Consider the following 14,751-nt stretch of genomic DNA (forward strand, 5'->3'; position numbering starts at 1 on the left):
TAAATAACGATGCAAAAATATTATATTTGAATTATCTTCGATATCATAAAAGGGATTAATTATATCAAAATAAGGATTACTTGAGAGCAGTTACGTTAAAAAGGTTTTACGGAGCAGATATTATTTCTCTATTGGGAAACCCGCCAAGTCACAGCAATGCAGGTTATGCATCTCAACGAATTATTTTGAATAATGAATGGGTAGAAGGTTTTTTGCAATATTCCTGTCTCAACGGAATAACTATTTGCTATCAAGAATGGAATTTGAAAAAGCCTTTTAGTCTTCTTATTTCAAGCGATAAATCTCTACTAAAAATCCAGTTCCAAATCGAGGGTAATTCATTGTTTTTGAGTAATAACAACTATTCTATTAATATTCCCAATTGCCATTACCAATTTTTGTGTTTTCCGATAGCTAAAGCAGAAATACAATTTACATCTTCGCGAAAAGTCCTTGATATTTTTATTAATGAAATTCATTTAATGAAATTTTTAGACTCACAAGGAATCTGCAATGAGGCAATTAAATTTCAAAATATTCTGCGAAAGTATGCATTCTTCTGTTCGCAAATAAAACCGGCCCAAAATAGACTTATAGATGAACTTTTATACCACTCATATTCACTAGATTTTGCAAAGGATTTTGCTAGAGTAAAAGCACTGGAATTAATATTTTCGGTATTTAAAGAATCTGAGCCTATCAAAAAAGTAGAAAAATGGAGAACCGAGGATAAAAAGATTTTATACAATATCAAAAATTATTTAGATTCAAATTTCCATAAAGAATTGCATCTTAAATCAATATCTCGTCTTTATGGAATAAATGAATTTAAATTGAAGAAAGGATTTAAAGATCTTTTTGACGATACAGTTATTAGTTATGTTAGAAAAAAACGTCTTGATTACGCACATGATTTGCTCATGAATTCTAAAATGGATATTAAAGAAATAGCTTTTATATGTGGGTTTAAATATCCCCATCATTTTACACAAGTGTATTTACGATATTATAGGGAGTTGCCTAGCCATACTCGTAGAGAATTATTACCTTAGAATTGGTTTGCGACTAAGCTCAGAGAAATCTGATGCCTAATTATTGATGTACTTAAAGATCAATCAATTCTTCACCTATCCAAATAAGGGGTCGGTTGGGGTGGATTAAATTTTATTTAACATGATACTTAAAGTATTTAACCTTCGCAGCTTCTATTAACAGAGCAATGTTGTACTCCTTTAGGTGATGACTTTTGTTTGAAGTACTGAAAAAACTGCAACACTAAAAGGAACTGAGTAAAACCATATACAGCATCCTCAACCGGAATGGTGAACATCCTTATTCCCAAAAAATCACCTGGGTTATAATTTACAATAGGGCTCTCCAAACCCGTGCCGGTCAAAACTCCGTTTACCGGGAAAAATCCCAACATCAAAACCAAGTAAACAAAAGTTGCTTTTCCAATCCAATGAGCACGTACAAAAAAATGGAGATAGATTAGCGTGCCCAAGGTTGCTATACAAGTTACTAAAGTGTAAATCTTGTCATAATTGGCTAAAGCTACTAATGCGCAAATAATAACTGTGACAAATACAATTAAATTACTAAAGCCTTCAAGCCATTCCAATTGAAAAAATTTATCAAAACAGAAATAAGTAAAAACACAGGAAAAAGGAATAAAAATAAAAAAAAGCCATTCCTCCAACGGTAATCCCGCCAAAATAAGACCTAGGGTATAATCTGTGTTGAACCACCAGACCCCCTGTGCGGTGAACCATACATCCCATGCTATAAAAGGGATAGCAACTAATAACGCTGCCTTCAAAAAAGGACCAAAATATAGGAAAAATTTTATCCGAGAATCAAACGATGCAATAAAGCAAATGATGACCGTGAGGAATAAAATTAAAGCATAAGTATATTGTATCATTTCCCTGCTGGATTAAAAAACATTTTGAAATATTTTATAGGAACATAAAGAAATCCGAAACATTCACCATCTTCTTTCCCAGTATGTTTATGATGTTGCTTATGTGCTCTTCGGAGCGCTAAAAAATAGGGATTTCTAGTATGTGTAAATATTTTAAGCCTTTGATGGATAAATAAATCATGTACAAAGAAATAACACATACCATACAACATTATGCCCAATCCTATATAAAAAAGTGAATTGAAATCATGCAATGATCCAAAGTACATCAAAGCGATTGTTGGAAGAGCAAAAATAAAGAAGAAATAGTCATTCTTTTCTAAAGGACCCTCAGTACTGTGATCATGGTGGTCTTTGTGCAATACCCATAAAAAGCCATGCATTACATATTTGTGGATAAGCCAAGTGGCCCCTTCCATAAGTATAAATGTTATCACAGTAAGTATGAAGTTCATAATGCTAAATTTTTGAAAATTTTTCCTCTAATACCTGGTGCCGAAAATTAAAAATATAATCCAATTTCTTTTTGACAAACAACCGATGTGCAATATTTCCTAATAATCCCCAGGGTAATTCATAATCTACCGTATCTCGCATAAGTACCCCATGGGAATTTGGGATAAACTCATGGTAATGATTCCAATACTCATAAGGACCCTCTAGTTGAAAATCAGTAAAACTTTTCAATTTTTCAAGCTGCGTAATCTCTGTTTTCCATTTCAAAGGAATATGCATTATCGGAGAAACAATATAATCAATGATCATCCCCTCATAAATTTCTTGATTTTTGATTTTCGATAAAACCCTAAAACCAAGATCTTTTGGTGTTATTTTCTCCAAATTCAAAGGGGAAGAGAAAAACTCCCAAGCTGTTTCAATATTGCAGTATAGTTGTTGCTGTTTATTATACCGATGCTTCATAACCCTTTGTTATATATTGATGTGTTAACTTATTTAGCTTATAAAATTATATTCCTCTTTGGTCAGCATATTAACATTCTTGAAGAAATTGTAAATTAATATTTTCAATTTTTCGCTATTAATATTTTTAAAATTTTTCAAAATAAAGTTTTTGTCACTTTCAATATTCGAACGATAACCTAAAAAAGAAGGGGCATTTTTCTGTACAGATAATCTGATAAACCTTAATTCCACATTTTCAGGTTCAGATTTTATCGCTAATTCAATGTTTTTTTTCCCTGCTTTAAAGGTTTCTAGTTTGGTAAATGGACTCATAACATGATTTGCCCAAATAGTTTGCAAACCACCCAGATAACCTAAGTGAATTGCAGAATTATCCTTTAATTTTTTCAGAACGGTAATAGTTTCCATACATAATTCTTTGTCCGAGACAAATACGTTGTAATTTGATCGGACTTCATCCAATTCAAATGAATGAAGGTTCAGAATGGTAGATACTAGTAAAATGATTAATTTCATTACAAACAAGCCGCTTTATACCTTATATAACTTTTAAATGCTACGTACGCTTTTTCTGAATTAGCAACCCTAACCCTGGAATTCAAAATATCTTTGGAAGATTTACTTTTAATTTTTTTGAATAGAGATAAATAATATTTAAAGGCCAGATACACGCCAAAAATAGAAGAGCTTGGTAATTTTTTAATGCCGATTAAAGCTTCTTTAAATTCTGATTCAATTTCTGATTCAATTTCACATTTCACATTATTGTCGAAGACTTTCATATCTATGTTCGGAAAATAGGTTCTCCCCAAAATGTGATAATCTTCTTTTAAATCCCTTAAAAAATTAATTTTCTGAAATGCAGAACCTAATTTCATTGCATAGGGTTTCAACTCGCTGTATTGCTCTTTGTTTCCTTCCGTAAATACCTGCAAACACATCAACCCTACAACTTCAGCTGAACCAAAAATATATTCATTATAAAGGTCTGAGTTATAAGAGACCTGATTTAAATCCATTTCCATACTGTGGAGAAATTGGTCTATAAGATTTCTTTCAATTCCATATTTATGAACAGTTTCTTGGAATGATTGTAAAATAGGATTTAAAGAAATCTTTTCCAATAAGGCTGTTTCAGTTTCAATTTTCAAACGCTTTAATAAGTTACTTTTATCATAATCATGAAAGCTATCCACGATTTCATCTGCTAAACGTACGTAGCCATATATAGCATAAATAGCTGACCTAATTGATGGCTTAAGGGCTAAAATACCTAGAGAAAAGCTAGTGCTATATTTTTGGGTAGTAATCTTACTTACAGAATAAGAAAGTTCGTCAAATAGCTGTTTCATGCTGTCAGAATTTGGAGTTAATTATTTGATTTGCTACAACTTTCCCAGAAATTATTGATGGAGGAACTCCGGGACCAGGAACCGTTAATTGGCCTGCATAAAATAAATTGTTCAATTTTTTATTTCTAATTTTAGGCTTAAGAACAGCAGTTTGACCTAGGGTGTTAGCCAATCCATATGCATTTCCTCCATAAGCATTATAATCCGATATAAAGTCACTTACACAATAGCTTTTTTTATATTCGATTTTTGACCTAATATCCTTTACACCTGTATGCTTTTCAATTCTAAGCAGCATTTTCGATAAGTATTTTTCCCTTATGAATTCCTCATCATTTATTGATATAGCCAAGGGCATCAGTAAAAATAAATTTTCCTTGCCTCTAGGAGCTACTGATTTATCTGTTTTTGAAGGACAACAAACATAAAATAAAGGGTTTTCAGGCCACATTTTTTCTTCATAAATGCAGTCAATATGTTCGTCTAATTGGTTCTCAAAGAAAAGGGTATGATGTTTGAGATTGGGAAGCTTCTCATTTATTCCTAAATAATATATTAGGCTGGAAGGAGCAAAAGTTTTTTTACCCCAATACGACTCATCATAATTTCTGAAAGCTATAGGCAATAATGTCTCAGTATGATGATAGTCTGAAGATGCTATGACAAAATCAAAGTCAGAGCATTCACCATTAATTTTCAAAGATGTTACTTTTCCTTTTTCAACATTTATACTTTCTACAGTATGATTAAAATGAAATGTTGCTCCAAGTTTTTCTGCAACTAATTTCATGGCTAAGACCAATTGGTAAAAACCGCCCATTGGATAATGAGTTCCCAATGCATATCCTCCATAATTCATCAAACTATATAATGCTGGAATAGCCTTAGGGGAAGCGCCCAGGAAAATAACGGGAAATTCCATTATGGTTCTTAATTTATCAGATTTAAAATACTTGGAAACATAAGATCTGAAATCAGTAAGTAAGTTCAATTTTAAAGCACTTTTTATGAGTTGCGGAGAAATAAATTCTTTCCAGTTGTGGCAAGGTTTGTTTACAAAATTTTGCATACCTACAGTATATTTGAATTTTGCATCGTGCATAAACTTTTGCAATTGTTTACCTGCTCCTTTTTCCATTCCTTCGAATACTGAAATTAATTCACTCAAATCTTTAGGAACTTCAATTTTCTGGTCTGAAAAAATGATCTCAAATTGTGGACTTAAAGAAATCAACTTAAAGAAATCATTACCCGTATATCCAAAATCAGCAAAAAAATTTTCTATAATATCGGGCATCCAATACCAACTTGGACCCATGTCAAATACAAACCCTTGATCAGTTGAAAACTGTCTTGCTCTACCTCCTGGTCCGCTGTGCTTTTCAAAAACATGAACTTCATTACCAGCTTTCGCTAAATAAGAAGCGGCCGACATTCCCGAAAAACCCGATCCAATCACTGCGATTTTCTTTTTCATAGCTAACTTTCAATTAAGGCATTGTCTAATAAATGTTCGGGCTCAATATTTCTTTCATAAATCACCTTATGAAAATCATTGAGTTTGCTTAGGATGCGTATTAACTCCAATTTTTCACTTTGGGATAAATCTCCTGTAACAATTTCTGTCGCCTTTCTGATTTTTTTCATTTGAGCTTCCAACGCTAAAAGCCCTTTTTCAGTAATTTTTAGAACCTTACTTCTTTTATCGGTTTGTGAGCCGGTTTGATGAACCCAATTTTTTGCAATCAATCTGCTAATAACTTTCATTCCTGCAGGTTTCTCATGAACGTTCTTTTTTATGAGATCCATTTTGGTCATCTCGCCAAATGCCCTAAGGTTGATGAGATAGATGTAATCTTCTTGAGAAGCGAACTCTGATCCGAAAATGACTGATTTAGAATAACTTTTTGCATATCTATTCATATGAACTATCAATGTGTTTATCACACTTTCAGCACTTCTGCCCTTTTCCTTACCTTCCCAATTAGGCTCGCAAATTGAAGTTCCAGATTTATAATTTCTTACAATCCAGTCCTTAAAGTCATCGACAGTTAATGCAGATTTAGTCTTTTTAGATTTTTCATGCTCAAATTCTTCAACTAAATCAAGTACATTTTTAATCAAATTATAGTTCACAACGTTCTATTTAGAGTACTAATATACTAAAATTGTTTATTTTGATGTAAAAATATACAAAATATATAAAAACTAACTTTTTATTACCAATTTAAATACTCAAATAAGATTCTTGATTATTAAGTTTTGTATTAATCTTTTATTGAAATAGTGACAAAAGATATGGTTTATACCAAAGGAAATATAAAATCAGTATAGATTTATCTTGAAAAACACCATATTCTAAATTCAAAAATTGAACACTGCTGCTAATTAAGTTATCGGATGGAAATTAGCCATTAAGGACAATCTTAATTTTCAAATTGAGTGTAATCTGAATTTCAATAAATGAATAATTAAGGGATGGAAGATACTTTTATTTACTAGAATGCCTTTGGATTCTCCTATTCTTTCCAAAAGGTGGCTATAATAATTTATTATCTGTAGAATTTCTGGGTGTCTATATTATATTTTAGTTTTAAACTTGTTCCAATTTTATCGTTAGAGCGGTTATTAGTTTCAACTCCTGATTCATCAAGGGAATTTTCATTTATATAAACAGGCTCCTTAAATGATTTATGAAAGATGGTTTAATAGAGTAAATTATACCATTTCAAATAAATGTTGCTTTATTCATTATTAGAAAGATTATAGAGGTCTATTTCCCAAATGAAAACTGGCAACAAGATTATATTTTTAATAAAGAAAAGCAGGGATTATTGCAGGTACTGCAATTGACTGATATAATCATTAATAATACGATTAAAATATGCAAAACCTTAGTTAAATATGATAAAAAGAAACAATGTTGTACTTGTAAATGAACAAGATCATCCAATCGGAGAAATGGAAAAAATGGAGGCCCATTTGAAAGGAGAGCTTCATCGAGCATTTTCAGTTTTCATTTTTAATGATAAAGACGAAATGTTGTTACAGCAAAGAGCAATGAGTAAGTATCACGGTGGTGGTTTATGGACAAATGCTTGCTGTTCTCATCCGCAATTTACGGAGCAGGTGAAAGATGCAGCAACGGAACGTCTAAAGTTTGAAATGGGGTTAAGCTGTGATTTAGTATTTCTATTTTCATTTATTTATAAAATTGAAGTAGAAAACAATTTGATAGAGCATGAACTGGATCATGTTTTCATTGGTAAAACAAATAATCAACCTTATCCAAATAATATAGAAGTGGAAAATTACAAATGGACTTCTGTGGAGTATTTGAAAAAGGATGTTGAAAATAATCCTGAAAGATATACCTATTGGTTTAGAGCTGCCCTTCCTAAAGTTTTAAAAATGATTTAAAGATAAACACATAATTAAACCATATTAATCGCAGTGTCTATGGGTTTTATTTGAAAATATTTAACTCAACATTCATTGCACAAAGGACATTAATCGACTCTTTAACTAGACTTGAAAAATGGAGTAAAAACTAAAATGTGCATCTTTTTTAATAGAATATTGATAGCGGAATAATTTGTCAAAAAGTTCCTGGGTGAGTTAAAAGCCTCAAGATTCTTTCTGTTGCGAAGCTTGGTGAAAAACGTAAGACCATTACGTGGAAAGAAAATTGTGTATAGCCAAAAAAGTCAATTACTTTATTATTTTAAAATATATTTCTGGTTGAGATGAAACCTTGTGCATATATTTTTCCTCAGCAGAAGATTATTATGAGGATGTAATATCGGCGGAAGATTTTACGGAGATATCCCAATAATACATGGCTTTTTATTAAAAATAGAGTGCTTATTTTTCTTTTAATAACTTATCCTAAATATGAAAGCATCAAACTTTTTATCGTTTCAGTGGTTCAAGTGATATACAAAATTATAAACTAATATGGCAACTACCACTAATAAAACAACAAAGGCATCTTCAAAAGACGCCAAGCCCACAAAGGTTATTAAAGCTAAGGCTGATGCTGCAAAAAATCTACAAGACCTTTTTGAGGATGGTTTAAAGGATATCTACTGGGCTGAGAAAGAATTAGTTAAAGCTTTGCCTAAAATGGAGAAGAATTCTTCCTCTGAAAAGCTTAAGACTGCAATTCAAAAACATCATTTGGAAACTAAAGAACATGTTGAGCGTTTGGAAGCAGTTTTTAAATCTATAGGAGTTAAGCCTAAAGCTGAAAAATGTGATGCTATGGCTGGCCTTTTGGAAGAAGGTAAAAGTATTATGGAAGAAACAGAAGTAGGAACTGTAAGAGATGCTGGAATTATTGCTGCCTCCCAAAAAGTTGAACATTATGAGATTGCTACGTACGGAACTTTAGCTGCTTTTGCTAAAGTGTTAAATCACAAAGAAGCTTTTAAACTTCTACTAAAAACTTTAGAAGAGGAAAAATCGTGTGATGAAAAATTAACCTCCATAGCAGATACAAATCTGAATTCCAAGGCTGAGTAAATTCATTTGATTTTAATATGAATAGGATTCTTTAATGCAAGGTGTTGAAATCGGAGTTTTTTAAAATAATACTCTATTATCTTATTCATTTATTTTTTTATTCCACCACAGTTATTCTAACGTGGTGGTTTTTTTGTTTGAATAAGTTTTTGTTAAACTAAATTGTTAATATTATTTATTGTATATAAATGATTTTCTTTCGTAATAACCTAAAAAACTAAAATCATATATTTAATATATTGAATTAGGTTGAAGTACCGAAATATGCCAATATTATATCATTAAGTTTTCAAACTTAGAAATACTGTTGTTTAGATAATGATGCAGGGGTAATACTTCGTGCTTTTTATAAATATATATTCAGCAAGTTAACTCTTCTTTTTGGATATGGAAATTTTAGTCTGGACGATGCTTCCCCCATGATGACCACTCATTTTTAATAGATTGTAATTTTTTAATTAATTTGGAAAAGACCTAATCGATAAAATTCAAAGACAGATAAATCTAGCCCAATGTGTCAATTCAGACCGTCAATCTATATGCCAGTCTATTAATAACTCAGATTTATTGATAAACGGCAAAAGATTATAGGATTATGGACATTCAGAAGTGCCCATTTTACTATCATTAGGCATAATTTATAGGATAGTAAGGTTGGTGGAAGGTTTCAAATGCTTGTTCATTAATAAAAAAAACTGTGTTTACCCGATTCATACATATGTATGGGATTTTGTGATATTGTTCAATCTATTAGCGGCGAGAAATTTTAATTGTAGAATCGCTAATAAGGAAATAACTTAAATGCATTATAATTTTAAATTACTCTAAATTGCCCTATTTTACATGAATCTTAAATAATTGCTCTATTTTGTTATCTATTCTAATCTTGAATTAATAACTAAATTTAAAAACACCTTCATTTTGACCAGGAGGAAGAATAATTCTAACTGCACAGTTAATATAATACAAAATATAAGTTTTTGAAAAACAGGGTATCCTAAATGTCAGATACATCAACAGATAAACAATATCCGATTAATTTTTGTAGTATTGAATTATCATGCAGACGCAAGAAAAAAGGGAAATATTTACAATTCTTTACCAAACACATTGGAAAAAGCTCTATTTGCATGCCTATCGAATGCTTGAGGATCAAGATGAAGCCAAAGATATCGTTCAAGAAGTATTTAGTAATCTTTGGGAGAGTTTAGACCAAATAACCATCTATCAATCTTACAATGCATATCTGTATAGATCTATAAGAAATGTGGTAATCAATAAAATAAATCGAAATAAACTAAATAAGAATTTTGAAATTTATTCTATAAAACCATCAAATATCAATTTTCCAAATACTCCGGAGGAATTGCTTAGACTAAAAGATCTGGGGTACCTTATTGAATCGGAAATAAATAATCTTCCAGAAAAAATGAAACTCGTATTTACCAAAAGCCGTTTTGAAAATATGAGTTATAAGCAGATAGCAGATGAATTGGGAATTGCTGAAGGAACTGTTAAAAAGCAAGTTTACAAAGCTTTAAAGATCCTCAGAAGAAAAATAAAATTTATTCTCATTTTAATGTACCACTAATTCCATCCTATATTGTCATACTCATAATAATAATTATGAAGGATGGCAAACCCTAAAATCACTGAAGAATTACTCAATCGATATTTACTTGAAGAATGTACTCAAAAGGAAGTTGAAGAGGTAGAATGCTGGTATAATCAATTACTAACAGAGAAAAAACAACCCGATTATCATAATATTAATTTTGATGATATTGATTTTTATTTGCGTAATAAATTTCAAGACAAAATTATCTCGGATTACTCTTTGGAAATTCAATCCAAGAGAAAGAAGTTAAATACAATTTACTGGTCTTCAGCGGCTGCTATTTTGTTAATTATTTCTGTCTCAGTTTTTCTAATTGAATTTTCAAGTAATACACTAAATGATAAGTACACATATATTGCCCAGAATCAAGAATTAAATCCCGGTAACTTTCAAGCAACAATTGTATATAACAATAAACAAAAGAAGGTAGAAAACACCAATAATACACTCGACTTTCAACATCAAAAGATTGTATCGGACGTTGAAATAATTACCGCTAAAGGCGAAGAATTTGAATCAATTCTCCCAGACGGAACCCGGATTAGAATAAATGCTGGATCCTCCCTAACAATTCCAAAAAACTATAACTCCTTTTCTAGAGAAGTATATTTACAAGGAGAGGCGTACTTTGAGGTCGCCAAAAACCCTCAAAAACTATTTAAAGTTAATGTATCTGATGCGAAAATTATTGCTTTGGGAACTGCCTTTAATGTGAAATACTACCCTCAAGAATCTCCAACGCTTAAAGCTTTTTTATTAGAAGGATCTATTCAAATTGAGCATAAACAGGAACAATATAAATTAGAGCCAGGTCAGCTTTATACTCATGAAAGCAATTCAGGAATGAATAAGGTGCAAACAACTGAGCTAGACAATCAATTGGCTTGGAAGGAGGGGTATTTTATTTTCGACCATACCCCCCTGGCCGAAATATTAAATGAGCTTGCGAGATGGTATAACTTTACATATAGCGTAGATCCTAGTTATCAATCTAAGACCTTAAGTGGTAAAATAAAACGAAACCAAGCCTTCCAAGATATAGTGACCATTTTAGAATTCTCTGGAATTGATCTGGAGTTAAAAGGAAGGCATATTCTTCTTAAACCTAGTATGTAATTAACGATTAACCCTAAATAATAAATTTTATGAAATATTACTTTTCTTTTCTAATTATGATGTTTCTATTTTGGAGCAGTAGTTTTGCTTATAGCCAAAAAATATCGCTTCAGTTAGATCGTGTAAATTTCAATCAATTAATTCATGAAATTGAAAGCCGGTCCAACTATAAGTTTGTATTTGATCCAGAAGAAATATCCGCAAATACGTTGTTCTCTGTCAATGTAAATAATCAACAAATCAAGTATGTTTTAGATCAAGTTTTTAAAAACAAAAAACTTACCTATCAAATCATTAAAGAAACAATAGTTATTAAAAGGATTTCAGCCAAGGCAACGGTTCAGCAAATTGTGCAGGGGAAAGTTACAGATGAGAATCTCAAACCTCTATCTAATGTAAGTATCAGAATTAAGCAAACAAATCACACATTTCAGACAAATGAAAATGGTGAATTTAGGCTCACAATCCCCGAGAACAGTACCCTAATTTTTTCATACATGGGATTTAAAACGAAGGAAGTACCTAGTGATGATGTAAATAATAAAACCATCTCCATGGAACCTGATCTTGGTAATTTGGATGAAGTCGTAGTAATAGGTTATGGAACCTCAAGTATTCGAAAAAATGTCGGTTCAATTTCGAGTATTACTTCTAATGAATTAGAAAATCAGCCCGTAATAGATCCTCTAGCCGCTATGCAAGGACGTATTGCCGGATTGAATATTTCAGCAAATAGTGGATTACCAGGAGCATCTTTCAATGTACAGCTTAGAGGAGCAAACTCTATTAATAATGGGAATAGCCCACTCTATATAATAGATGGTGTTCCTTTTTCAGATAATAATATGAATCAGTTTATTACTGCAGGAGGAAATCAGAGCCCACTTTCTATAATTAATCCTCGAGATATAGAGAGAATTGACGTGTTAAAGGATGCTGATGCAACCGCTATTTATGGATCAAGAGCCGCAAATGGTGTTGTTTTAATTACCACAAAAAAAGGAAAAAATCAGGAACTGAAGATAAATGGTAATCTTCAAGTAGGGAACTCACATGCGATTCAGACATTGAAGATGATGGATACTGAAGAGTTTCTGGAAATAAGAAGGGAAGCATTTAAAAACGATAATGCTCAAGCCAATGAAACGAATGCCCCTGATTTAACTATATGGGATCAAAATCAAAATTATAACTGGCAAAAAGAATTATTTGGTCAAAATGCCTCCTTCAATTCTATGCAACTCTCTTTTAATGGAGGAACTTCAACGTTACAGTACCTCTTTAGTGGCAGCTTCGTAAAGCAAGGTGATGTATTGCCGGGAGACCAAAATTATAAAAGAGGAGGCGGGATGCTAAGTGTTTCCAACCAATCAAAAAATGGAAAATTTAGAATTAACGCAGCTGCTAATTTTAATGCTGATAAGAATAATACGTTGGCCACAGATCTTGCTCAATATTATAATTTAGCCCCTAACTATCCTTTATATAATACTGACGGAAGCTATTATTGGTTTGGTACAAGCTTACAAAATCCGATGGCATATTTAGAACGAAACAGTATTAGCAGAACGAAATCCTTACTTGCAAATACTAGCTTAAGTTACCTTTTTATTCCTGGTTTTGAAGCGAAAATTAACCTAGGCTACCAATTTCAAAAAATGGATCAATTACAGACCATACCAAGTTCAAGTTTTAATCCCCTAAATAATACTGTTGGATCGGCCAGGTATGGTAATTCTGATTTTAACTCTGTCATATTTGAACCTCAATTAAATTATAGTAAAGAAATCAATAAACATCAGTTTAATTTTTTACTCGGTGGTACATGGCAAAAGGCGATCAACGAGGGGAAATTTTTCAATGGAACAAGTTATCCATCAGATAGTCAGCTGGATAATATACATGCGGCAGGTACATTAACAGTAGGAGATTATCAATATGGAGATTATCGTTATCAATCTGTTTTTTCCCGAATCAGCTATACCTATGATGAGAAGTATTTAATAAACTTTAGCGGCCGGAGGGATGGATCTTCAAGGTTTGGTCCTAATAATAGATACGGGAACTTTGGATCAATAGGGATTGCCTGGATATTTTCTAAGGAAAAATTCTTTGAAAACCAATCTGTACTCAGCTTCGGAAAGCTACGAGGAAGCCTAGGACTGACAGGGAATGACCAAATTGGTAATTATCAATATCTAGACACCTGGGAGCCAGGATTGCCTTATCAAAATTTGGCTGGTCTATCTCCTGCCAGAGTATATAATCCAAATTTTAAATGGGAAGAGAACAAAAAAAGAGAAATAGCAATTGATTTAGGGTTCTTCAACGACCGAATATTCTTAACAACAAATTACTATAATAATAGATCTGGCAACCAGCTTATCGATATAACCTTAGCTCCACAAACAGGATTCGAATCCTATTTTGGGAATCAGCCAGCATTAGTAGAGAATAGTGGCGTGGAATTTGAACTTAATACTACCAATATTCGTAAAGCTAATTTTAATTGGAATAGCCAGTTTAATTTAACATTCCCAAAAAATAAATTGCTCTCTTACCCAGATTTAGAAAATTCTTCATCAGCTAATAGTTATGTAATTGGAGAGTCCGTGAGAGTGGTGAAGGGTTATAGATTTATTGGTGTAGACCCTCAAACAGGTTTAGGGAATTATCAGGATGTCGATGGCGATGGAAATCTATATGAAAATACAGATTACGTTGTCCTAGGCAACCTTATGCCGAGATTTTATGGAGGATTAAACAATAGTATAAACTATAAAGAACTTTCTTTGAGTTTTTTATTGCAATTTGTAAAACAAGAAGGACCAACTATTGGATATGGACCAATGGCAAGCCATATTGGTGCATTATCAAATATGGATGAAAGTGTGTTGGGGAGGTGGCAAAAACCAGGAGATATAACAGATGTTCCTCGGGCTACAACCACTGCATCTAATGAGGCTTATACTAACTTTAGAAATTACTATAGATACTCATCTGCTGTATGGGGAGATGCCTCGTTTATTCGATTGAAGAATGTTTCTTTAAGTTATGATTTCTCCAAATTTAGTAAATTAATTAATGTACCTGAATTTCGGATTAATCTTGCAGCCCAAAATCTATTTACTTGGACATCATTTAGAGGAATGGATCCGGAAATGCAAGGATTCGATAGAACATATGTTTCGCAAGTCAATCCATTCGGATCGGTGAAAACCACATCTACACCTAGCATAAGAACATATACTTTTGCGGTTCAACTTAGTTTTTAACACACCTTAGCCAATAAA

Annotated in this window: 13 protein-coding genes; 6 read left to right on the plus strand and 7 right to left on the minus strand. The window is 32.0% G+C overall.

The window, feature by feature from the left end:
- Positions 1–80 precede the first annotated feature (80 nt).
- Positions 81–1,052 carry a helix-turn-helix transcriptional regulator gene (locus tag GQF63_RS17675; protein WP_160370576.1) on the plus strand — a complete coding sequence of 324 codons (972 nt, stop codon included), beginning with the start codon at positions 81–83 and terminating at the stop codon, positions 1,050–1,052.
- A 137-nt stretch (positions 1,053–1,189) separates the two neighbouring features.
- On the opposite strand, the gene GQF63_RS17680 is transcribed toward GQF63_RS17675, so the two are convergent.
- The 7 genes from GQF63_RS17680 to GQF63_RS17710 all read right to left on the minus strand — a co-directional run bounded on the left by GQF63_RS17680 (position 1,190) and on the right by GQF63_RS17710 (position 6,336).
- A complete protein-coding gene (locus GQF63_RS17680; RefSeq protein WP_160370577.1) occupies positions 1,190–1,924 on the minus strand; it encodes a lycopene cyclase domain-containing protein in 735 nt (244 codons plus the stop codon).
- Positions 1,921–2,379 (minus strand): sterol desaturase family protein, encoded by a 459-nt coding sequence (locus tag GQF63_RS17685; RefSeq protein ID WP_160370578.1) that lies wholly within the window; start codon positions 2,377–2,379, stop codon positions 1,921–1,923. Before GQF63_RS17685 ends, GQF63_RS17680 begins: the two co-directional genes overlap by 4 nt.
- A 4-nt stretch (positions 2,380–2,383) precedes the next feature.
- Positions 2,384–2,845, minus strand: coding sequence for an SRPBCC family protein (locus GQF63_RS17690; protein ID WP_160370579.1), 462 nt, complete (start codon positions 2,843–2,845; stop codon positions 2,384–2,386).
- Positions 2,846–2,878: 33 nt separating this feature from the next.
- The gene (locus GQF63_RS17695) at positions 2,879–3,256 is read right to left on the minus strand and encodes a hypothetical protein (RefSeq protein ID WP_212592643.1); all 378 of its coding nucleotides are present in this window, start codon (positions 3,254–3,256) and stop codon (positions 2,879–2,881) included.
- Between the two features lie 107 nt (positions 3,257–3,363).
- The gene (locus GQF63_RS17700) at positions 3,364–4,200 is read right to left on the minus strand and encodes a phytoene/squalene synthase family protein (protein WP_160370580.1); all 837 of its coding nucleotides are present in this window, start codon (positions 4,198–4,200) and stop codon (positions 3,364–3,366) included.
- A gap of 4 nt (positions 4,201–4,204) precedes the next feature.
- Positions 4,205–5,677, minus strand: a complete 1,473-nt coding sequence (locus GQF63_RS17705) for a phytoene desaturase family protein (protein ID WP_160370581.1) — start codon at positions 5,675–5,677, stop codon at positions 4,205–4,207.
- A gap of 2 nt (positions 5,678–5,679) precedes the next feature.
- The gene (locus GQF63_RS17710; protein WP_160370582.1) at positions 5,680–6,336 is read right to left on the minus strand and encodes a winged helix DNA-binding protein; all 657 of its coding nucleotides are present in this window, start codon (positions 6,334–6,336) and stop codon (positions 5,680–5,682) included.
- Between the two features lie 768 nt (positions 6,337–7,104).
- Here GQF63_RS17710 and idi point away from each other — a divergent pair.
- The 5 genes from idi to GQF63_RS17735 all read left to right on the plus strand — a co-directional run bounded on the left by idi (position 7,105) and on the right by GQF63_RS17735 (position 14,733).
- Positions 7,105–7,620 (plus strand): isopentenyl-diphosphate Delta-isomerase, encoded by a 516-nt coding sequence (idi, locus tag GQF63_RS17715; RefSeq protein WP_160370583.1) that lies wholly within the window; start codon positions 7,105–7,107, stop codon positions 7,618–7,620.
- Positions 7,621–8,157: 537 nt separating this feature from the next.
- Positions 8,158–8,724, plus strand: coding sequence for a YciE/YciF ferroxidase family protein (locus GQF63_RS17720; RefSeq protein WP_160370584.1), 567 nt, complete (start codon positions 8,158–8,160; stop codon positions 8,722–8,724).
- Positions 8,725–9,784: 1,060 nt separating this feature from the next.
- On the plus strand, positions 9,785–10,315 hold the full coding sequence (locus GQF63_RS17725; protein WP_160370585.1) for an RNA polymerase sigma factor: 531 nt from the start codon (positions 9,785–9,787) through the stop codon (positions 10,313–10,315).
- Positions 10,316–10,357: 42 nt separating this feature from the next.
- Positions 10,358–11,458: a FecR family protein gene (locus GQF63_RS17730; protein WP_160370586.1), complete on the plus strand. Its 1,101-nt coding sequence runs from the start codon at positions 10,358–10,360 to the stop codon at positions 11,456–11,458.
- Positions 11,459–11,487: 29 nt separating this feature from the next.
- A complete protein-coding gene (locus GQF63_RS17735; RefSeq protein ID WP_160370587.1) occupies positions 11,488–14,733 on the plus strand; it encodes a SusC/RagA family TonB-linked outer membrane protein in 3,246 nt (1,081 codons plus the stop codon).
- The last annotated feature ends 18 nt before the right edge of the window (positions 14,734–14,751 follow it).

The organism is Sphingobacterium humi (assembly GCF_009768885.1).
In the GTDB taxonomy this organism is placed as follows: Bacteria; Bacteroidota; Bacteroidia; order Sphingobacteriales; family Sphingobacteriaceae; genus Sphingobacterium; species Sphingobacterium humi.